Genomic DNA, 22,838 nt, shown 5'->3' with positions numbered 1-22,838 from the left:
GCTTATAAATCGTTTAAAATAATGACTGTCATTTCCTTTGGTCCGTGTACACCTACAGTAAGTACACGTTCAATGTCTGCTGTACGACTTGCTCCTGTTATAAAAGCAACATAGCCTCCACTTCCTGAGGTTCTCTCTTCAAGAAATCCGGCAACATCATGCATACTGGCAACCAGTTTGCTTAAAGGAAAAATCACATCCAGTTTTTCGGCAAGACAGCTTGCCAATCGTAAATTCTCATTACAGCTATCTATAACAACCGACCCTGTTTCTCCAATGGCGAAATCTGCTTCGATTAATGCTCTCCCTATGCCAGCTTCCCCTGCACGACACTCAACGGATAAATCAAAACTGGGAACATGGATATATTCAAATTGGTCCTTATTAAACTCGTTTTGAAAATCGGCCATTTTCATTATGCGGTTTTCATTTCCAACAAGGGCCGATTTCTCTAAAAAATGATCTAGTAATTTCATAGCTGTCTTTATAATGTGGGTTAGTCTTTTGTTTTGCTGTGGAATCCCTAACCAATAGGAATGCCACAAATCCCCACTCCTTACTATATAGAATCATTCCAAGATTCTTAACATTGACACACAGCACATTAGATAGCGAAAAGGTTTGCGATAATATTATATTATATCGTTTGCAAGACTGTTCAGTTCTGAACAACTAATGAAATAAGCAGTGCAGGATTGAACAATTGGCTGTAATTGAACGGGAAACAACATGCCATTCTAAGATGAATTTGATGATCAATCAACTTATAGGTTGATTAGGAAAATGAAGCTATTTATTAAATATCGAGATAGAAAAACACTCACATCGATTTAAAGAGCTTATAATCCAACAAGTATTCTTGTCAGTTAACAGGCCTAATAAAAACAGAATGAATATGCGAACATGAAGGCGTATAAACGGTCTACACAGTTAAATTTACAATACAACATCAAGGTGTAATTCTATATGTCAGCTTAGTTATGAAGTGATTATTTTATTAAAAGGCATTACAAATCCCCAACTCTCTAAGCACATATTATAAACCAGAGGCAGCAATGCGAAAATTATGTGTGAACGATTATATTTAGGCGTGCTAACTGACTACAGAAACGTGTACAAGCAAGTACAGTCAGGATATTAATAAATTTATGGCAAAAAAAAGCCTCCACTATATGGAGGCTTAGGTAATTAGACGGGACGTTTAAAATTATTAGAGATCCTCGATAACATAAATCGAGGTTTTAAGATTTTCATGTGAAAAACTCAATTCATTATTATAAGAGTCAGCCGTATTACTTGAAATACCTCGAAACATATCAATAGCAGGTTTGCCACTCATTTGATTGTGTTGAGACATAGAAGAGAGAATTTTACTGGAGGGAAGAATAATATGTAGCGATTCAGCCAATAGCATTGTCACTAAAATATCTGAATCCTGTGTATTAATAACCAGTTTACCTGAATCGGCTATCCCAAAATCAGCCTCTAATATGGCATTCTTAGAGTTACTGATATCAAAAGATGCTTTATTCAGATCGAAACTCTTCAACCGAATAAATTCAAACTGAACATTATCTTGCTTAGCCGCTTCAGTAAAAAGCTTACTATCAACTTTCAAGGAATCGTGTCCTAAGTTTTTTGAATTCAAGAGAAATAAATCCAAAAGATTATCATTCAGATTTCCACAAATAGTTTTATTAATATGTGTATCGATTCTAGCTTCCATATCTATTCAAATTTAGGTGAGACTTCGGCTTATGGGAAAACAAAAGAAGTGCCAAAGATCTATTTTACAAACATAAACAGCAAAACAAAACACTAAACCCTATATATGTGACACTTAAGGAAAGACAAGACAGCATAAAACCTCAAACAAAAGTGTTCAATTATGAACATAGCAATAATAACTCGTTTCCAAAATGAACAACTGTTCCAAACCGCACACAAATAAAGCCAATGCTACAGATGTGCTTTTCATATGCAGCATTGGCTTTTAAAATAAAATATTTACCCAAATAGATCTAGAAAAAGATACTCTAGGAATTTCTATAGTTTATTCATTCTACTACGAAGAGCACTTCTCGTAATACATAAATAGTCTGCTGTTTTAGATTTATTGTTATCGAACTTCTTTAAAGCTTTCCGAACAATTTCCAACTCCAACTGTTCAATATCCAATTCATCGTCAGGTAAAACAATTCTTCCTGGAACCAGAGCCTGTTCTGAAGTCACAAAATCAGTCTCATCAGCCTGTAAAAAACGTAAATGCTCCGGTTTTAAATCAAGATCATTAAATAGGAGTGTTGCCCTTTCTATGGAATTCTTAAGTTCCCTAATATTTCCAGGCCAGTCGTAATCCTGCAACATTTTTTTGGCATCCTTACTGATGAATCGAAATCGACGTCCACGCTTCTTGGAATACTGATCCAGAAATACTTGAGTAAAGGATAAAATTGCTTCTCTACGTTCTCGCAATGGCGGAATATACAACCTTCCCGTATTTAGGCGATAATACAGATCACTTCTAAATGTTTTTTCAGCCACCATTTGCTTCAAATTCCTATTAGTGGCAAAGATTACCCTGACATCCAGATTTATGGCTTTGTTTCCTCCTACACGATACATTTCCTTTTGTTGCAATACCCGCAACAATTTAGGTTGCATATCCAAAGGCATTTCACCAATTTCATCTAAGAATAGCGTGCCACCTTGTGCCAATTCCAATTTACCAAGCTTTCCATCTTTACGTGCTCCTGTAAATGCACCTATATCGTATCCAAATAGTTCACTTTCGAACAAAGTTGGAGAAATAGCTGAACAGTTAATCGATATAAAAGGCTGAAGAATGTCACTCTCTTGTCCGAAGTGAACCAAACGAGCCATAACTTCTTTTCCAGTACCCGTTTCCCCTTCAATTAAAACAGGTACGCTTCTGTCCTCATGAAATTGTTCAGCCATTTTAACGACACCTCGCATGGCATCAGAAAAAACGCCTACTTTGCCAACACTGGTAATATCCCGAATTGTCGTTTCATAATATTTAATCCGTTCTGCGTCTTCCTTATTATCATTCGAAATACCCTTTGGGGTGTTCTCTTTTAAGATGCAATTATCATCTTTTAATCGAATACTCTCGGCAACACGTTCAATAAGAATCGCTAACTCCTCAACATTAACGGGTTTGAGCAAATAATCATAAGCGTTACTACGCAGAGCTTCAATGGATGATTCCATATCTCCAAAACCCGTCATGATTATAACTTCAATGGCTTCTCCCTTAGGCAGTAATTTGATTCTTTTCAAAAGATCCAAACCAGAAATACCTGGCATTCGCATATCGGAAATAACCATCTGATAATCATCCGTTTTTAGAGCAACAAGAGCATCTTCCCCATTATGGCAAAGTTTAATTTTGTAGTCCAACTGCTCCTCAATAAATTCCGCAACTGCAGATCCACTGGATTTATCATCATCAACAATAAGAATATTCATATGGATATAATTTTCTTGTTAAGGTCATATGGAAGTCGCCAAAAATCACCTTCCAGTGAGTGCAAGTATTGCTCATGGTTCGTTTCATATGGATATCATTTATTTATTCACCCTCATGATAGCTACCGGAAAGAGGCCGCCAATAATCATACTTTTCATTAAAAGTAATGCTAATGGCTCATATCATCAATATATTATTTTCAATCTTGTAGTTTAAATCTTAAAATAAAACTAGCGCCCCCATCTTCATTATTATAGTCGGATATTTCACCTTGAAACCTATCGATAAACAATTTCACAATTGCCATACCTAATCCACTCCCTTCATCGGATCCTTTAGTCGTAAATAAAGGATCGTATATTTTCTCACGAATGTCATCTTCAATACCTAAACCATTGTCATGAATTTCCAAAACACCATGAGCGGAATCCTGATAAACAAGAAGTTTGATTTTTTTATTAGCCTTCTGCACCTTATCCAAAGAATGAATTGCATTGACAATTAAATTGACAACAATTTGTTCAAACTGCACATAATTGGCACAAACCTGAACTGATGCATTAGGCAGTTCATTAATTAACTCAATACTATGGTCGCAAACCTGACGTTTTACCAAAGACAAAGATCGCTTCACGCCTTCAACCATATCTATAGTCTCATTTAAAACGACATTGGGCTTGTCATAGAAAGTTCTCATATGTTTGATGATGGAATCTATACGCGACGTTTCTTCCGAAATTGTATTAATTTTCCTTACAAACATTTCAGGCAATTGTCCTGGATTTCTCTTCTGCCAATATAGAACGCTATCAGCAGAAATTTTAATAGCATTTAGAGGTTGATTGATTTCATGAGTAATACCTGCAGACAAAACCCCTATTGATGCAAGTAGTGAAGATTCCTCCAACATTCTCATGGCTTCGACATTTTTCTGCTCTGCCTCTAGCCTGGCATTCATTAATGCATTACGCTCCCAAGCATTCGCAATCATGTTAACGGTTGAAAAGAAAATACTTATTTCATCACGCGTCCATTTGTGAACTTCATTTTGTGAAAAGCCCATCAATCCCAAGACTTTATTCTCGACTACAACTGGCAAAAGAACTACTGCCTCAATATTTCGTTTCCTATAATACGCTTGTTCTTTCTCGTTTAAATTTGATAAATCAGTGGAAACAACACTGAGGTTCATCTTCACACGGTTTATAGCATTCTCTATTTCAGAAAAATAAAACCGATCTATATCCTTTATGCGATCCCCCTTGGTTAAAACCCTGCTATTGATTTTCACAGCCGCATCTGCTGAATCGTTAAATGAATAAAGGCTTACCCGTGCAACATTCATCTCATCCGCCATCAATTTCAACACATCGTCTAAAACATTTTTAAAGTCTTCCGAAGCATTTAATAAACGTCCAATTTTACCCAATAAACGTTCATGCATAACCGATATTTTCAATCGCCCCTGCTCTCTCAACAAGGCTTTCTCAGCCCTAATTCTTCGTAAAATAGCTCTGGAAAGCGTAATAATGATAATTGTTGCAATTATAAGGATTCCGAAAACAATATGAAGCCACTCCTTATTATCACTATAAAAGGATTGGGGCTCATTAACCAGAAAAGTTTCAGGTGGTAGAGATGTCTTATTTATATTAAACCGCTTTAGGTCTTCATAATTAATCACATACTCATCAAGTGGTTCACGGTAAATAGGGATAGAGTCTGCAGGTGTTCCTGAAATAACCTTAAGAACCATTTTGGCAGCCATTTGCCCATGAAGTTTCCCACTCACGACTTTACCACCAAGCACGCCTTCGGATATAAAAAATGCCCATGCAATATAAACAGGAACACGGCTTTGAGAAACCAGAATATCTAAATTGTCCTGAAAACTAATAAACTTTCCATTCTTATCTTTATTGAAAGTCAGCAATAAAATTGAGGTATCGCCTTTTACTTTTTGGATGTTATCAACCAAGTCTTCGATACTTTGATCCTCGTAATAAATAAAATTCAGCCTCTCCTTGTATTTAGTTTCAAGAGCAAGCATCAACTGTTTATTCAACTTGGCTGTTGTTGTTTTATTGTCATTAATAACGAGAAGATGTTTGGTGTTCGGTCTGGTTCTTAAGACCAGATCAACAGTCCCTTCCAAATCGACAGTTTCGGCAATACCTGTAATATTATGCAAGCCCCTTATCAATTCATCTTTAAAATGATTGATCCCACAAAAGATGATTGGCGTATTTTGAAAATATTTTTTTCGATGATCTTTTACAAAAGACAAAGCATTATTATCTGACACAATAATAGCATCGTAATTCTCCTTTTGAAGTTTCAGGTCGTAAAGTTCAATTATCTTATCAAGATATTCAAGGGATGGATTCCGTTTGGTATCCAGATATTCGTAATCCAATTCAAACTCACTGCCCAATGAATCCATTACTTTTTGAATGCCTGAATTCACATTCTCAGTCCACTGCAAACCTTGATGATAGGAATGTAATACCAGAACTTTTTTTCGTTCTGAAGAATAAGATTGGAGAGATAAAAGTAGAAAGCAGCCTAAAGCGATATAGTGTATCAGCTTCATAAATCAGATTTTAGAATTGGGAAATTAAGAAGCCTAAAGTAAGAATTATGCTAGTGGAATCCCGTTCCAATAGATGATTATTTAAATTAATTCCATTAATAATGGGTTATTTTAAGAGGTTCTAAATATAAACACGATGTATTCTGGTGTTGACACTCAAAATTATGTGTTCTTCAATAACTAAAACAAATATCATTTTAAACTGATCTTATCAATTTCAAGCCTAAAAGCTTCTGCTTTTTTGTTGGCAATTAGAAAAGCAACTTCAGTCATCATTTTTCCAGAATAATTAGGCATATCCAATACACGCCCTCTAAATTGGGGATGCATGTCTTTAAAATCAATCTCAATAGATTCCCACTCACCAGATGTCTGAAAATATTTCACATATGAGTGAGCGTTGGTTAAATCTGACTTAAGTCTAAATTGATAGGCTTTACCATCACCTTTAAGTTTCAGAACTACCTTTTTATATTTGATCACATCCAGACTCTCAAATCGATATCGCAGAGAAGAAAAACCGCCATTATTTTCCAATGAAACCTGTCCTGAAAAAACACCATGCCCCTCTGAATTAAGTCCAAATTGAGCTTCGGAACGCCCCCCCATAACCTCATCATTAACAACTTTCCAATTATCAATTTCACTTCCTTTATTAAAATCAAAAAGAATAAAATGATCCACCATCATGATACAAATTATAAGAGTTAAGACTTTCATCTTGTCAAATTAACAATTTTAAATCAAAAAAACATATGCATACAATAAACGTGGACCTTACTTCCAATTACTGGTAAACTTTCTCAATTCGACTTAATCCCGTATATAATCGGGTGATAATCCTTAATAAAGTGAGTAAGTTCTTTAGCTGAAATACCTTTGGGGTAAGACATCAATAAGAGTTGTAGAGGTAAATCTCCTTCATTATAAACGGGCTGCTGATAAAAATGATCCGTCAAATGAAAACCGATTCGTTCGTAAAATTGAATCCGCCTTTGCTCGATCTCATTTTCGGGAAGTTCTACTTCCAAAACGATAGGCCTCGAATCTCTTTGTATAAACAGCTCCAATATTTCTTTTCCATATCCCTTTCCCCGATGAGCTGGCAATGTCGCAAAATGCTCGATATACCTTAAATCATCAAATCCCCACCAGAATAAGATACCCAGAAAACAATCAATCTGAAATATGAGTTCAAAGTGATAATTGGGATGATTCATGATTGCAGCCTGAGAATTGATTAAACGTCGCTCCTCCAAAGGGAAAGCATCCTCGTATAATACCCAGGCTTCAGAAAAACACAGATGTTTAATATCTATTAATCTTATCGTCTCCATAATCTATAATAAAAACATGAAGTCACAAGTTTGGACTTTTACAAAACACCTTCCCATTCCTGATAAAATTGGTCCAAATAGCCTTTCATAAATTCATGGCGCTGTTCTGCCATTCTCTTTCCCGATTCAGTATTCATTCTATCCTTTAAAAGAAGTAATTTTTCATAGAAATGATTCAAAGTTGGTGCATCAGAATTCTTATATTCCTCCTTTGTCATATTCAAATTAGGTTTGATATCAGGATTATAAATTTCTCTATTCTTATGCCCCCCATAATTAAATGTTCTGGCAATACCGATGGCTCCCAAGGCGTCTAAACGGTCAGCATCCTGAATAACATCAAGCTCTGCAGATTTAAATTCCTGCTCTAGATTACCACCTTTGAAAGAGATATTTGAGATAATATTCTCAACATGAAGGATTACCTCCTCAGTCACTTGAAGTGAAGTCAAAAGTTCTCTGGCTTTTCGAGGACCTACAGACTCATCACCATCATGGAACTTAGAGTCGGCAATATCATGAAGCAAAGCACCTAACTCAACAATAAATAAATCCACTTCTTCAGATTGAGTTATTTGCTTGGCAGATTTCCATACCCGATAAATATGCCACCAATCATGTCCTCCTTCAGCATCAGCTAATACTTCCTTTACAAATGCAACCGTTCTATCTATAATTTGGTCTTGATTCATCTCTCTATATTTGATATTTATGGAGCATAAATGTAAAGAGAATATCATGATATATTCAAATATTCAAGGCTCATTTTAAAAGTAAAAACAAGCTCGAAAGTAAGGTGATACACACACTTATATTTTTAAACAAAAGTGGTGAGATCCGATGATTTAATCTTTTCCCTATAAATGAACCCAGATAAAGTATGGGCAGAAATAAAAGCGTCATTTTAAAAGTTTCCAACGTTAATAGCCCCAATAAGCTGTATCCGATAAGAGCTATAAATGCAGTAACAATACTAAACCACGAAAATATTTCTCTAAATTCCTGTTTATCTACATTAGCTGAGTTAAGAAAAAGAGCTAATGGCGGCCCACTAATAGAAATGCTTCCTGTTAAAAATCCAAGAAACATACCTGCTAGTCTATATGACCAATCAGATAATTTAATCCTATATCTGATTCCTAAAAGCGAAAAAACAGATAATAAAATAAAGAAAACACTCATGATTGTAATTAAGATGTCCTCTGATATATATTTGAGTGTTAGAACACCAACAAGGGTAAATAAGGCTCCAAAACCTATTAATGACTGAAACTGTTTGTTCACCAGTTTTCTGTCCTTCTTTTGTAAAACAATAACCAATGAAGCAAATAAATTACACAGAATTAATACAGGAATTAACTCTTTAGGTGAATACCAAATCATTAAAGGAGGCAGCGATATTAACGCAAAACCAAAACCTGTAATCCCTTTAACCAAACTTGCTACTGATACAATCAAAATAATCCAGAAATAAAACATCATATTTAAAAGTTAGATGTAAGCACAAGAAAAGAAGAAACTCCAATAAGTAACCAGAGCACTATACCTAAAACGAAACTTCTTAAGCCAGCTTGTTTCGCTTCTGCTATTGATATATTAGATCCGATAAGAAATAAAGCGACTACCATTCCTCGTTTTCCTAACCAATTTAAATGAGAAAAGGTTGTTTGCATATTAGGAAATAGATACGCAATAAGAATACTGATAATGAAAAGGCCTATAAACCATGGCAATTTAATTTTACCATTAGGCTTCTCTTTTTGAACAAAGAATATCACGATAGATAGTGGAATAATCCACAAAGCTCGTATTAGTTTCACTGTTGTTGCAATTTCGAGCGCTTTTGCGCCATAAGTGGCACCCGCACCAACAACCGAACTCGTGTCGTGAATAGCAATAGCTGCCCAATAGCCAAAAGTTTCCTGGCTTAAATTAAAATAATGTCCAATAATTGGGAATATAATTAAGGCTATAGCGTTTAGTATAAAAACCACAACCAGTGCAAAAGAGATCTGAGCATTTTTGGCCTTTACTACTGGAGCTACAGCTGCAATAGCACTTCCACCACAAATAGCGGTTCCTGCAGATATCAAGATAGTGATTATAGAATCAACCTTTAACAACTTACCTAAAAGGAGCCCACAAACCATAACGAATACAACTGAAATAGCCGTATCGACTAGACCTGTTCGTGAGGTGTGCATAACTTGCACCAAGTTCATACCAAAACCCATCAAAACAATTGACGCTTGCAAAGAAAAAGATGTATACTTTGCAATATTGGTTTGTTTTAAGCCAAATAACGAAAGTAAAATACCAAAGAGTAATGCTATGGCAGGAGAGATAAATGGCATAAAGCAGAGAAAAAGCATTGCGCCATAAATCAAATTAATGTGTTTCTGATTGAGTGTCATATTTGTCAATTTTATTTGTGACAAACCTACACGCAATCCATAACCAAAGCAAATAGCAAATTATTATAAGCTATAACTAAAAGTTATACGCAGACAGAAATTCTATAAATAGTTTTGTAGATGAAACTTCATGGCCCTGCAAAAGAGCGATTCTGAATTTCCTGGTCAGACTAATATTCTTCAGGTTAAGCTTTGTAATTTCTTTTAGTCTCAACTCTTTCTCAATGGCCTTTTCTGAAACAAGAGCAATTCCATCAAATTCACACAAGAAATTCTTGATAGCTTCAGTACTTCCTAAATGAATAAAAATATTAAGCTTATCGATATGTATATCCTGCTTTGCAAGGGATTTTTGGATAACTTCAAGCGTTCCCGATCCTTTTTCCCGAAGAACAATGGGAAGGGTTTGGAAATCTGCAACGGATATTGATTTCTTTTTTGAATAAACACTATTACTCCCCGTCACAACAATAATCTCATCGTCTAGGAAGTCCATATACTTAATATTTGACTGTGATGATTCATTTTCAACCAAGGCTAAATCGATCTCTTCATCAATCAGTTTTTGTTCCATATCAAATGAATTTCCATTGAGCAGGTAAAGTTCAATCTTCGGGTAGCGCTTGTGAAAAGCTGCAATAACTTTAGGAATCAGATATTGTGAAATTGTTGAACTTGCACCTATTCGCAAAGTCCCTTTAAAGGTATCATTCAGTCTGCCCAGTTCGTATTCCATCTCCCGGTATTCCTGCTTTATCTTCTTAAGATAGCTATAAGTCAGTTTTCCAGCCTTGGTTAAGTAAATTTTATTTCCTTTCCTTTCAAACAAAGCAATATTCAACCTCGATTCCAATTCCTTGATATGTTTGGTTACAGCAGGCTGACTGATAAATAAATCCTCTGCTGCCCTGGAGAAACTTAAATTTTCAGCTACCAATAAAAAAACTTCATCTCTATAATCCATATGCCCTCTACTTATTCATTTTAGCTAAACACTAATCTCTCTCAAACTTATGAAATCTCTTTGAGCTATCTAAACAATGCATTAAACAAAAAGGTTTATTCTTCCATAAAACCCTATTACTATTCATTTCTCAATTAATATTCTGCAACTTTGTATGCTTTTAATTGCTATTTATGTCTAAACAGAATCTTCCCTACACTAAGAATCCCATACAAGAACAGCTCTCGCTTAAAGCTCAAATTCTGGCTTTAAATGATGAGTTAAATGCCATTGAACAAGAAACTTCTGTTTTTGAGGCAAGCTTACGCGCCATCCTCATCGATATGATTATCGAGGAACAAGAGCTTAGCGATCTGTATAGACAGATACAGAAAGCAAAGAAGCAAAAACGTCTGGAACAGAAAAAAAAAGGCAAAAACTATAAAGAACCTAAAGGCATTAAACTTGTTTCTAAACAAAATGAACCTTCGACTAAGTCAAAGGAAGAAAACAAAGAACTAAAACGCCTTTACAGAGAAGCCATGCTACACGTACATCCCGATAAATTCTCGATGGAAGAGAATAAGATTGATATTGCGACCGAAGTCACGAGTAAATTGATAGAAATTTATAAAACGGGGAATTTAAGAGAACTACAGCTCTTTCATGCTCATGTTTTTTCTGGGAATGCCCTATTAGAAACCGAAGATACACACAGAGTTCATTCGGGATCATCAATTGAAGATGGCTATTTGAAACAAGAAAAAGAAGCACTCGAACAGCAATTAATCCGAGCAAAAAACAGACAAACCTACAGGGTGCTTAAAGATTATGAAAATCCCATGCTATTTGCTGAGGAACTAAAGGCCTACTATGCCGATCGTCTTTTTAAACTAAAAAAACGAACCCGTAAAGCACAAGTTTAGAAATCCCCTGCTGATTAACCCACACACCAATCTAATTTCAGAATCATCTTGGGAATTAGATGGAATATATTTAACCACAAATTTCTCAAATTAGCACAAATTAAATTTGTGTTCATCTGTTTAATCTGTGGTTTCTTTATTTTTTCTAATCATCTAATTCCGATAATAGGTCATATTATTCCTGAGCTCCATGACTCTTTGCAGTATCTATCCAAAGCTCAGCAAGATCTTTTGGATTTGCACCTAAACCACGAGCAAGATGTAATGCGACTCCCATTATTAAAACAGAGGCTTCATGTAATTCCTGATTTGTTTGTAAGGCTCCAAACTTCTCTTGTGCTTTTGATAGGAGCAAATCATTATGTTTTTGAACAAATGTCATAGAATCATCATCAGAAATTTCTGGAATCATCAAACAATCTCCCCACTCATGTCCTATCCTCTCTGCTAATACTTCTGGAAGCTCGTTGCCCATTTCCCTCCACAGTGGCAATGTTTCCTTATCACCAGATTCAGACAAACCAGTATCTAGCAATAATTCAAAGGCAATATCGGCTAAATTCTGCATCAGTTCTAAATACCCATCTTGAGCCTTTTCGAACTTTTCTGTCATCTGCCCTTTTAGGTATTCACCTACACTAAGTTGAGGCAATTCTACAACCTCATGGCATGGCTCCAAACAAGGAAATTCATCTCCTTGGTACATATAGTGAACTTCTTCGCTTTGTATTTGACGACCTAATGGATATAAGCGACAAGCTAATGGACGCCCCAAATGGACTGAACATCCAAAATTATCGACATATTGAGAGCAAGCTTGTTGCCCCTTCCACCCTACTTTTCCATCAAACTTCAATCGAATTCCTCCGAAATCGCAATAAAGATCACGGAATTCTTCTGCAGTCTTTTTTTTCTCCTTGGCAAGATTAAGCAACTCCCATGGGTTAAGATAAATATGTTTCCCGTGACAGCAATTACCAGTTCGTGAACAAGTGAGTGGCAATATATTTTGAGTACTAAGTTTGTTGGTTTGCATTATTGTTACTTGATTTTTGATAAGCCGCTTATTATAAGTAAGCGGCTTGTATATAGTCAACGCATAACGATTTTGACTGTCTTGCCTTGCAACAGAATATGGAAGTCAAACTAGATCTTTTTCAGAATCCATAGTTCTACTTTTTCCTTATTGCGCCACTTCTGATCTCGTTGTGTTTTGGTTGAAGCTGCCTTCACCGCTTTGTAAATAAATAATTCCTCTTTAAAACGGCCTCCATCAGCCAGTTCTTTTTTAATTGGGTGCTCTTCACCTACTCCTGTTATTTCACCCAAGTTAGAGAACAATAAAGCAATCTGTCCACCCGGTTTAAGATGCTTAAACGATTCGGCAAAGAAACGTGGGAATAAATCCTTATCGTAATAAATCGCCTGATCAATTCCTTCCAAATTATGAGAGGCTGGCAACCAAGGTGGGTTGAAAACAATCAGTTCACTTTCTTCATTAGAATCTGCAAACAAATCACCATGAATCAATTCCACTTTCGAATCGAGTCTCGATCTCTTCAGTTCCTCGTGAATACCTACAATTGCATTGGGGTTTGAATCTGTCCCAAGCACTTTTTTAAAACCATGTTTCAACATTTGCAAAGACAACACACCGCTTCCAATTCCGATATCGATAGCCGATTTCTTTTCACCTTCGTATCGTTTCATCCAACTATCGAAAAGAATTAGATGTTCGAAACGTGTTGGAAAGTAAGTTCCAAAAAAGGGACGAATCTTGCGGCCTAAAACAGGAATAAAAAGTCCTTTTTCGTGCCATTGCCATGAGCTATTCAAACCTTGCACTTGAGGAAAGGGCAATAAAAACTCTGGCATGTCAGGATACAAGCTTTTAAGCCAACCAATTTCCGGTGATTTTCTAACCGCTAGTTTGTTATTGCTAACCAACAATAACAGACGATGTGAGAGTTCTCGAAACTTGGAACGATAATCACGTTGCCCCTGGAAAGATTGATCAGAATATTCCTTTGTGAGGCGTTCTTTCAATGCATTTAAAACCGTCAGTCCACTGCTAAAGTAATCTACAATTAAAACATATTCTCCCTCAATTAAAGCATCTACTGCATCCATAGGATCCATTCGACGTTTGTAGGCCAAAACATCCACATCCATTATTGGTTCTGGTCGATCTATTTCTATGGATTTATTCGATATTGAAAATTCAACAGGTAATGCTTTCTCTGACATATATTTTATGGTATTATGCAATAGTTCCTTAATCAGGCTAAAAGCTCTTTAAGTAAAGTCTAATCGCAGTTCTGGTTCAAATTTGATACAAAACTAATCTATTTATTGCTAAGATTCACTTTCACATTCGATTTAGAATTCCCTGATCAACATACAATAAAAAAGCTGCCACTCATTGAGTGACAGCTATGCATCTAAATTCTAAGCTTATTTATTTCTAAGTTGACTAAGCCATAGCCTCTTCTACCTGCTTTTTCTTTTTCAGTTTTAAATTCACTGGTGTGATATTCCTTAAATTATCTGAAACTGGACATCTATCTTCAATTGCATCTAACCACTTAGCTAAAACCTCAGGAGAAGCGTCACAATCAGGCTCAATTGAAACCTCAATACCCTTATAACCGGCTCTATCATCAAATGAAGTTCCGAATAGGCGATTAGGATTAAGTTCACCAGCCATTTTAATCTTAACTGAACGAAGTTCAATGTTCATCTCTTTAGCAACGACGTGAGCCATAACATTGATACATCCACAAAATGCAGCAAGGATATATTCAACAGGATTTGCTCCTTCGTCCGTTCCACCCAAATCAGCTGGTTCATCAATAATGATCTCAAAACCTCTTGCTTTTACAATTGTCTTTGTTGGATTCTCGCTATATGCTTTTACTCTAAATTTTAAATCTGACATTTTATATTGGTTTAATTGTTTTGAATAAATTACCCAACAAAAATGTGTTATCTTAATCAACAATAAAACAATCTATAGAAGCATAGATTCACTATATTTGATGCAATTTAACACCAAATATTGAGGCTTTTTATAAACAGATAAATTCCATAAATGAATTTCGAATATCAAACCAACGGCTATTATTCCGATCATCAATTGATTAGCGCAAAAGACTGTTTTGATTCTCTTACACCAGACCAAAAAGACTTGGTGGAAAGATCCACCACCCCACTCCAGTTTAATAAAGGAGAAACCATCATTAAACAAGGTTTTGTGGCCTCACATATCCTATATCTCGAAAAGGGGCTAGCCAAGCTTGATGTCACAAACGATTCGAAGCTTTCTACATTAAAACTATTGAGTGATGATTCATTTGTAGGTATCATCTGCAGTTTTGCCTGCAAAAGTCTGGACTTCTCAGCAATCGCATTAGAAGATACCACAATACGAATGATCAATATGGATATTTTTTTAAGCTTGATTAAAGAAAATGGAGAATTTGCCCTTAAACTCATGCGCCATATGTCATCGCTCACAAATGATATTATGCACCGTACAAGTCGATTAGCTGGTAAGAATGTAGAAGGATCTGTGGCTATTATTCTAAAGGAATTTGAAGAGATTTACAAGAGCAATAGTTTCACTTTACCAGTTACCCGTGTAGGACTTGCCTCGTTGGCTGGTTGTTCTAAGGAAAGCACCATACATACCTTAGCAAAATTGCATAAGGATGGCATTATTCAACTTAATGATAAATCCATCACAATTATCAAACCCGAAAGTCTTGAGCTTATCATTAAAAATGGCTAAATAGTAAATTAAGATTTATGAATTCAGAATTATGATTTTGTACATGCTAGTTTACCTCAGCTGTCCTGCCAGGAATCCTGTTGACCAGGCAGCCTGTAAATTATAGCCTCCTGTAATGGCATCAATATCTAAAACTTCTCCTGCAAAATACAAGTTCTTCACTTTTTTAGATTGCATGCTCGACATATCAATATTCTTAAGACTTACACCTCCACAAGTTACAAACTCGTCTCTAAAAGTTGTCTTGCCTTTTACAGCATATTCATCGTTAGTCAGCATATTCAGTAACTTATTAATGCCTTTTTTCCCAAGCTCACCCCAACGTTTTTGTGGTGATAAATCGCCTTTCTCCAATAGGTATTGCCACAACCTATCAGATAAAGCATAAGGTCTGTAATTCGCTAATATCTTATTGGTATTCTCTAAAATAATCTTATTTAAATCGGCAACAACCGCATCATTTGAACTCTGATTAACCCAATTAACCAAGATTTTAAAATCATAATTTTTCTCACTCAAAACACGTGCTCCAAAAGCCGACAGCTTCAATATTGCAGGCCCACTCATTCCCCAATGTGTAATCAAAAGAGGTCCTTCTGATTTTAGTTTTGTTCCAGGAAGCGATACCAAAGCATTCTCAACAACGATACCCATTAGTTTGATTACTGCTTCATTTGGCATGTTGAAAGTGAATAATGAAGGAACCGGACTTTCTATCTTATGACCTAAGATCTCCAACCATTCCAGACCTTTTCTTTTAGGTGAACCACCAGTTGTTACAATTAGCTTATCAAAAATCCCCGACAACACATTATCCGTATCAAAATCTAATTCGAATTGCTCATCTACTGGCGTGATTGATTTAACACCCAATCCTTTTTGGATCTCAATACCTAAGCGCTTACATTCCTTCAAAAAACAATCGATAATACTCTGAGAATCCTGAGAGACAGGAAAAATACAATTGTCATCTTGCGTAACTAAAGGAACACCACGAGTCTCGAACCATTCAACACAAGCCTTATTATTAAAAAGGTTAAAAGCTTTTTTCAAACTTCGTCCTCCTCTAGGATAAGCCTGATAAAGATCTTTAGGATCACAAGAATTGGTCAGGTTGCATCTTCCACCACCCGATATTCTAACCTTCGATAAGAGTTGTCTTGATTTTTCGATGATCACCACTTTAGCTTCTGGATAGTTCTCCTTAGCAGCTATAGCTGAAAAGAAACCTGCAGCTCCCCCTCCTATTATTCCTATTCGCATGTGTATTTTATATTTATTCAGATGCCACTTACTCTATTCTGAAACTGGCGCTGCTTGGTTCAATAATTACTTCCCCATTCGTATTGACAGGAGAATTGCTGGCAAAATTACACAGAAAAAACGGATCACTTTCCCAAAACCCATAAATAGAGAAAATCCACGCGGTAATTAACTTATACCTTTACGGCTGAGTCCGCAACAATCTCTTCAATAATCTCCATAATGTTCTCGTTCTCAACGATGGTTAAGCCTAGTCGTTCCGAAGAAATGCCCTCTTCTAATTTATAATCATATTTAGGCTTTCCCTCTTCAAGGCAAGAGCTAAAACACTTGAAACAGGTTCCCTCCAACTTTTCCAGTTCATGACCGACCTCAACAATATGCGTCGATATAAAAAACAGGGAGCTTTTTATTTTCACAAAACCACTGGTCACCAACAGAGTTGCATCGTAGGCATCCTTCACATTAGTACCCCTAAACAGTTCATCAAATATGACAAAAACATTCTTTTTGTCCTTTATCTGCAAAGCGACTTCCTTCACCCGTTTCACCTCACTATAATAATGACTATGGCCTTTCTCTATGTCATCAGAAATATTAATGGTGGAATACAATCCTTTAAATATGGAACTGTTCATTGATTTGGCCGGTACAGGGAATCCGATATGCGCCAAATACAGGCACAAGCCGATCGACTTTAGAAAGGTCGACTTCCCAGCCATATTGGCACCTGAAACAAAACACAAGTTTTGATGACTATCCGTTTCTATATCATTGGCAATAGGCGCTTCCAAAAAAGGATGATAGAAACCTTTTATATTCAGATAGGGTGTATCTGATTCGCTGAATTCAGGGAATGCCAGATTCTTATCCGCTGCCGTTTCAGCAAGCGACATATAGGCATCAAGCTGATAAGTAAGCCTCAAAAGCTCAAGTACCCGTTCCTTTTCATTGCTTCTTATCAAATTATCGAGGTGACTCAATTCGAGGGATGAGAATTTCACATGTTTCGGATTGAGAATCTTTTTAATACTTGGCAAGGCTTCAAACTCTCGAACGATCTGAATTAAGTTTATAAAAAACACAGGTACTTCAGTCTGATTAAAACCATTTACCAAAAAGGAAAGATCTTGAATATATCCCTTCAGGTATTCAAGTCCCCTTGTAATGATATAGTACTCATTGGTGGGCTGTATTTTATTCTTAAGCCAGGAGAGCGAAGAATCAATCACATTACTACGAAGAATATCTGTATTTTGATTCAGGTAATGCTCTATAAAATCCAAAGCATCCTTATCAAATTCATATTTGACTTGATGTTCACTGATAAATCGAATCGTCTCAATTCGCTGATTTATTTCATTCAAATCGCAGGATGGACTTTCCATCAGCGTTTCTAACGCAAGACAACCCCCTTTTGTTTTTGTTCGATTATAATAATCAAACACAGAGAGATCGCCCTTTTGCTTTGAAAATAGATTTAAATCTTGCTTGGTTTGTTTATCCGTTCCGAAATTCATTTCAATATTTTTTTCAAGAATTATGTCGTGATTTGTTCTGAATGTTTCACGCACCAAGACGTATCTAAAGTAGATAAAACACTTGATCTAATAAACTTAAAAAATGTTATAAAATGCAATAAACTCTATAAGCTAAATTCCTTTTCTGTACTGTCCGCAGGTGCTTGAAACGATGGATTCTCGTAATCCCTCTTCTGAATCAGCTTCACCATCTAAAACAGATTTAAACAAGTGAATCAATTTCGATTTATCAAGCTTTGCATCTTTTCCTGATTTAATATCACTTAAATCGATAGAATAGCTTGAGAACTTGTTGGGTAAATCTTTAATAATAGCCGTATTCAGGAAATTGTGTTCGTTATAAACATGGTGATAATTCCCTTTGCTCTTCTCAATAAGAAAGGTATCCTCTTTTAAATTCATGATAGACGATATTTTATTGCAATTCTGAATACAGGTGGCATCAACACGGTTTTTCTCACAACCCGTTACCTGATGGAACAAACATTGTCTGCTCGTCATCAACACAAGCGGATGGTATATGCTGTAATATAATTCGAAATTATCAGGACACTTAATCTGTTTAAGCTGATTTTTATTTAGCTCATTAGATAAAAAAGCCCCCTTACAATTCAATTGCTCTTTCAAACACAAAAGGCTATACGAATTGGTCAAATTAAGCTCTGGTCCCGCTATCCAATCGATTCCTCTTTGACAGGCTTCGTAGGCAATCCCCGTATTATTACTAATAATTTCATGAGGTTTCAATTCGCTTAAGAATTCAATTGCCGTATTGTAATCCTCACCTATAATAACCGAAGGAAACCAAGGGATCAACTTTTTATTCTCTCTAAAAAGATCAAGATATTCAGCTAGTCTATTCTGAAAGCTATTGGGTAATTGAAAATAAATAAGCTCTGTATCCTCATCACAAAGTGAGAGATCATCCTTTGAAGAAATCAAGATGGAAAGTTTGGCTCGTTCTATAATTGCTTCCGATTTTTCTAGACTTGGAAGTGTAATCGGATCCATGCTTTCTTTTGAACCATTCAAGATGAATAGCAAACGCTTTTTAAGAGAAGTCAGTTCCTTATATGGGATAAATAAATCAGCTCCTAAATGATCCATATCGAGTTCTTCAATATAGTAAGCCGTTTCGTTTATAGCCTTAAAGCGCTTCAATACCATTTCCTTATTCAAAACCTCACTACCCTTTCTCAGAAGAGGAACCTCCGACAACAAATCGAAAGAACCTTCAGGCGTGTTTGCTGATAACTTTAATGGCTGATCACATTCTCCCGACAAAGAAATACGCAAGTATGCCTTGCTTGCATCTAATTCTTTTATGTTCTTTTTAATAAAGCTCTTGAGATCATCTTTTTCCTGATACAAAGCCAAGTGAGCCACCTCTAATTCTTGTGCCGAGGCATAGTTTTTCTTTTCTGAAAGATGTTTAATGGTATTATCTCTAGGGTTGTCGATAAACATTCCTTTGTTGATATCCCCTTTTAAGAATGTATTGGAGAAATCCCGATTAAAGACCTTATACAAGGCACTATTATCAGTTCCACCTTTATGTTTATTGAATAAAGATTGAATATTCTTTTTCCAACTATTCACAACTGCATAAACGTAATCGGCTTTCTTTATTCGGCCTTCAATCTTTAAGGAATAAACACCAGCTTCATACAATTCTTTGATATCAAAATAGGCCGAATTATCTTTCAAGTTAAGTGGGTAATCTTTTCCTTCTGCAGTTCGCACATACTTATCTCTACAAGGCTGACTGCAACGACCTCGATTCCCCGAATTACCTCCAATTACCGAGCTGATATAACAAAGGCCTGAAAAAGAAATGCAATTAGAACCATGCACAAATACCTCGGTCAAGATCTGATTTTCACGCCCTACAGAACTCAGTTCCTTTATCTCATGAATATTTAATTCTCTAGATAAATTAACACGGGAGACCCCAAACTGAGAAAGAAATTTAATGTGTCCTCTATTATGAGTGGTCATCTGGGTTGACGCATGAACATCGAAGCTCTTGTAATATTTATTCAGAAGATAAAGCATGCCCAAGTCTTGAACAATAACGCCATCTATGTTAGTATTCGCTAATTTATTCAAGAGATTGATTAGAGCAGGCATTTCGCTCTCTAAGATGATGATATTAAGGGTGATGAAAATCTCACAATCGTGCTGATGTGCCAATCTTAAAATCCCCTGTAAATCGTCGAAGCTGATGTTAGCAGCTCGGTTTCGGGCATTGAACTTATCCAAGCCACAATATATCGCATTCGCTCCAGCAAGTATCGCTGCTTTTATGGCTTCAATATCTCCCCCTGGCGCTAGTAATTCTATTTTTCTCTCCACAATCAAAATATATAAATCAAAATAAAGGATTACAAACAAAAGTTACCCTCTCTTGACTATTAGCTGTCAAAAGTAAGGCAATTAATCTGTTTTCACTTAAATCAATCACAACAAAGCCACATCAATATTGACATGGCTAAGATTTTTTTTTAAAATGATAAAGACTATTTATTATTCTTGAGTGTGAAAATGAAGTTAGAACCTACCCCCTTTAAACTTTCGGCCCAAATATGACCGTCATGCTTCTCCACAAAATCTTTACAAAGAATTAAGCCTAGGCCAGTTCCTTGTTCATCTTGCGTACCTGAAGTAGAATACTTTTCATCGATTCTAAAAATCTTATCGATAGCCGATTCTGACAAACCAACTCCAGTATCGCTTACAATCACTTTAAGATGATGAGTAAGTTGTTCTGCCCGAATGATTATTTGTCCACCTGCATGTGTAAACTTAATGGCATTGGAAATGAGATTTCTTAGTACCGTTGAGATCATTGAAATATCTGCACAAACCAGTAATTGGCTATCAATATCAATACGAATATCTATCTTTTTTCCTTTTGCCACATGTAAAAAGACATGCACAGTTTCTTCAATCAATTTATGCATATCAAATAACTCTGGCATATATGTCAAGCGTCCTGTTTGGGACCTTGCCCAATCCATTAGATTGGTCAATAAACCAAGAGCAGTATTAGACGATTCCAAAACAATCTCAGCATATTTCTCTATGCCATCGGTATTCTTAAGCTTTATTTCATCAATTAGCATTTTAGTAAACCCGACTATGGCATTAAAGGGACTTTTTAAGTCGTGTGCTATTATTGAGAAAAATTTATTCTTCTCTGCATTGGCTAATTGTAATTCCTCATTCTTAGCCCGAATTTCTTGCTCCTCCTTTTTACGCCTGCTGATATCAAAAAAGACACCTGTCCAAATTACATCACCGTTGGGTAAAAGTCTTGGTGTAGATTCAAAATGCCCCCAAATAATTATATTTCTAACAAATAATCTACCTTCCCATATAAAAGGTGTGAGATCCCTGTCAGATTCTATATTTTTTTGAATAAAACTTTCCTTATCCGATTCACAAATTAGTTCTTTGATAATAGCCGGATTTTTCTGAAATACTTCTAATTCTATATTTAGAATTTCACAAAAACGAATATTAGCAAACTCCACTTCAAATGGTACTTCATTGGAGCTTCGCCATTTATCTTCATCACACCTAGAAGAATTATGTATACGTATTCTATAGACTCCAGTAGGTTGTGAGTTGGCCAAATCAAGATACAATTGACGTTCCTGTTCGAGGGCTTCTTCAATTTTCATATGTCTTTCCTCGATCGAATCTATCACGGATTGATCGATATCAGCCTGAGCCAATATATCAAATGCATGTTCATTAGATTTTGATTGAGTTGCCATAAGATCTAGCACTTAGAGAATAAGAAGATCTGAATAAAATTATTTTATCGAATCTTGATTAATAAATATACAATTTAAGAGTAGCAATAGCAAGTGATTCCCTTTTCTACTGCCTCATTCAAAGGAGTTTGTCAAATTTTTAAACAGGAAACACTAAATATTAATATTTACAATTCAAAAACTAGTCTAAATACAACATACGAAATCGTTAATTTTCAATAAGGAAAATTCATTAACTCCAGATGCAATACAAAATTCATATAACCCATGCATTCACAAATACTTACATGCAAAATCGTTTGTTATTCAAAAAATTACAATCTTCATTTCCAGTCTTCTATTCCATGAAGATTTCTTCAATATATATTTCTGATTATTTAGATTTAATTGAATAGAAACATTAAAATCTTGTAAAAAGTGCACCTTATATAGAATCAATTGAAATAATTCACAAATGGATAAATAAGCTCTTATCGTTTTCGTTTAACACCTCTGATAGCTTCTGCTTCTTTGGGATCTTCAGGCCAGTAGTGTTTTGAATAACGAATTCGCAATTCCTTACGGACTTCGAAATAGGTATTTCTCCAGAAATTAGGTAGATCGGAGGTGATTTGAATAGGACGCGATGCGGGAGATAAGAGATGCATAAGTACTGAAAGTCTTCCTTGATTGACAGTGGGGTTTTCAAGTAAGCCAAAAACTTCTTGAATGCGTACAGCCAATATAGGCGCATCACCATTGGCTTGATATTGCAAT

The 22,838-nt window shown here is 35.7% G+C and carries 20 protein-coding genes; 2 read left to right on the top strand and 18 right to left on the bottom strand.

Annotated features, from left to right (window positions below; genetic code table 11):
- Nucleotides 1–2: 2 nt before the first annotated feature.
- The 10 genes from ACXR6G_RS10955 to ACXR6G_RS10910 form a co-directional block, all read right to left on the bottom strand.
- On the bottom strand, nt 3–476 hold the full coding sequence (locus tag ACXR6G_RS10955) for a LutC/YkgG family protein (RefSeq protein WP_458361471.1): 474 nt from the start codon (nt 474–476) through the stop codon (nt 3–5).
- 734 nt (nt 477–1,210) lie between these two features.
- Entirely contained in the window at nt 1,211–1,726 is a 516-nt protein-coding gene (locus ACXR6G_RS10950) for a hypothetical protein (protein ID WP_458361470.1), read from the bottom strand.
- Nucleotides 1,727–2,046: 320 nt separating this feature from the next.
- Nucleotides 2,047–3,492: a sigma-54-dependent transcriptional regulator gene (locus ACXR6G_RS10945; RefSeq protein ID WP_458361469.1), complete on the bottom strand. Its 1,446-nt coding sequence runs from the start codon at nt 3,490–3,492 to the stop codon at nt 2,047–2,049.
- Nucleotides 3,493–3,692: 200 nt separating this feature from the next.
- Nucleotides 3,693–6,086: an ABC transporter substrate binding protein gene (locus ACXR6G_RS10940; RefSeq protein ID WP_458361468.1), complete on the bottom strand. Its 2,394-nt coding sequence runs from the start codon at nt 6,084–6,086 to the stop codon at nt 3,693–3,695.
- A 192-nt stretch (nt 6,087–6,278) separates the two neighbouring features.
- The gene (locus tag ACXR6G_RS10935) at nt 6,279–6,806 is read right to left on the bottom strand and encodes a CIA30 family protein (RefSeq protein WP_458361467.1); all 528 of its coding nucleotides are present in this window, start codon (nt 6,804–6,806) and stop codon (nt 6,279–6,281) included.
- 83 nt (nt 6,807–6,889) lie between these two features.
- Nucleotides 6,890–7,423, bottom strand: a complete 534-nt coding sequence (locus ACXR6G_RS10930; RefSeq protein ID WP_458361466.1) for a GNAT family N-acetyltransferase — start codon at nt 7,421–7,423, stop codon at nt 6,890–6,892.
- 38 nt (nt 7,424–7,461) lie between these two features.
- Nucleotides 7,462–8,115: an HD domain-containing protein gene (locus tag ACXR6G_RS10925; protein WP_458361465.1), complete on the bottom strand. Its 654-nt coding sequence runs from the start codon at nt 8,113–8,115 to the stop codon at nt 7,462–7,464.
- A gap of 70 nt (nt 8,116–8,185) precedes the next feature.
- Complete coding sequence (locus tag ACXR6G_RS10920) at nt 8,186–8,902, bottom strand: sulfite exporter TauE/SafE family protein (protein ID WP_458361700.1); 717 nt, start codon at nt 8,900–8,902, stop codon at nt 8,186–8,188.
- A gap of 5 nt (nt 8,903–8,907) precedes the next feature.
- Nucleotides 8,908–9,837: a YeiH family protein gene (locus ACXR6G_RS10915; RefSeq protein ID WP_458361464.1), complete on the bottom strand. Its 930-nt coding sequence runs from the start codon at nt 9,835–9,837 to the stop codon at nt 8,908–8,910.
- 76 nt (nt 9,838–9,913) lie between these two features.
- Nucleotides 9,914–10,801, bottom strand: coding sequence for a LysR substrate-binding domain-containing protein (locus ACXR6G_RS10910; RefSeq protein WP_458361463.1), 888 nt, complete (start codon nt 10,799–10,801; stop codon nt 9,914–9,916).
- 173 nt (nt 10,802–10,974) lie between these two features.
- Here ACXR6G_RS10910 and ACXR6G_RS10905 point away from each other — a divergent pair, with 173 nt between their 5' ends.
- Entirely contained in the window at nt 10,975–11,706 is a 732-nt protein-coding gene (locus ACXR6G_RS10905; RefSeq protein WP_458361462.1) for a hypothetical protein, read from the top strand.
- Nucleotides 11,707–11,881: 175 nt separating this feature from the next.
- On the opposite strand, the gene ACXR6G_RS10900 is transcribed toward ACXR6G_RS10905, so the two are convergent.
- The 3 genes from ACXR6G_RS10900 to ACXR6G_RS10890 form a co-directional block, all read right to left on the bottom strand.
- Entirely contained in the window at nt 11,882–12,742 is an 861-nt protein-coding gene (locus tag ACXR6G_RS10900) for a YkgJ family cysteine cluster protein (protein ID WP_458361461.1), read from the bottom strand.
- Nucleotides 12,743–12,852: 110 nt separating this feature from the next.
- Nucleotides 12,853–13,953: a methyltransferase gene (locus tag ACXR6G_RS10895; protein WP_458361460.1), complete on the bottom strand. Its 1,101-nt coding sequence runs from the start codon at nt 13,951–13,953 to the stop codon at nt 12,853–12,855.
- Nucleotides 13,954–14,179: 226 nt separating this feature from the next.
- Entirely contained in the window at nt 14,180–14,644 is a 465-nt protein-coding gene (locus ACXR6G_RS10890; protein WP_458361459.1) for an OsmC family protein, read from the bottom strand.
- A gap of 153 nt (nt 14,645–14,797) precedes the next feature.
- Here ACXR6G_RS10890 and ACXR6G_RS10885 point away from each other — a divergent pair, with 153 nt between their 5' ends.
- Nucleotides 14,798–15,496 (top strand): Crp/Fnr family transcriptional regulator, encoded by a 699-nt coding sequence (locus ACXR6G_RS10885; protein ID WP_458361458.1) that lies wholly within the window; start codon nt 14,798–14,800, stop codon nt 15,494–15,496.
- A gap of 51 nt (nt 15,497–15,547) precedes the next feature.
- On the opposite strand, the gene ACXR6G_RS10880 is transcribed toward ACXR6G_RS10885, so the two are convergent.
- The 5 genes from ACXR6G_RS10880 to ACXR6G_RS10860 all read right to left on the bottom strand — a co-directional run.
- Nucleotides 15,548–16,759 (bottom strand): NAD(P)/FAD-dependent oxidoreductase, encoded by a 1,212-nt coding sequence (locus ACXR6G_RS10880; protein WP_458361457.1) that lies wholly within the window; start codon nt 16,757–16,759, stop codon nt 15,548–15,550.
- 173 nt (nt 16,760–16,932) lie between these two features.
- Entirely contained in the window at nt 16,933–18,279 is a 1,347-nt protein-coding gene (locus ACXR6G_RS10875; RefSeq protein ID WP_458361456.1) for a MutS-related protein, read from the bottom strand.
- Nucleotides 18,280–18,411: 132 nt separating this feature from the next.
- Entirely contained in the window at nt 18,412–20,655 is a 2,244-nt protein-coding gene (locus tag ACXR6G_RS10870; RefSeq protein ID WP_458361455.1) for a DUF3656 domain-containing U32 family peptidase, read from the bottom strand.
- A 164-nt stretch (nt 20,656–20,819) separates the two neighbouring features.
- Complete coding sequence (locus ACXR6G_RS10865; protein ID WP_458361454.1) at nt 20,820–22,082, bottom strand: ATP-binding protein; 1,263 nt, start codon at nt 22,080–22,082, stop codon at nt 20,820–20,822.
- Between the two features lie 470 nt (nt 22,083–22,552).
- Nucleotides 22,553–22,838: ATP-dependent helicase C-terminal domain-containing protein (locus tag ACXR6G_RS10860; RefSeq protein WP_458361453.1), on the bottom strand; the 286-nt coding region annotated here is incomplete at its 5' end.

The organism is Ancylomarina sp. YFZ004 (assembly GCF_054254355.1).
This window is presented reverse-complemented; position numbering and strand designations above follow the sequence as displayed.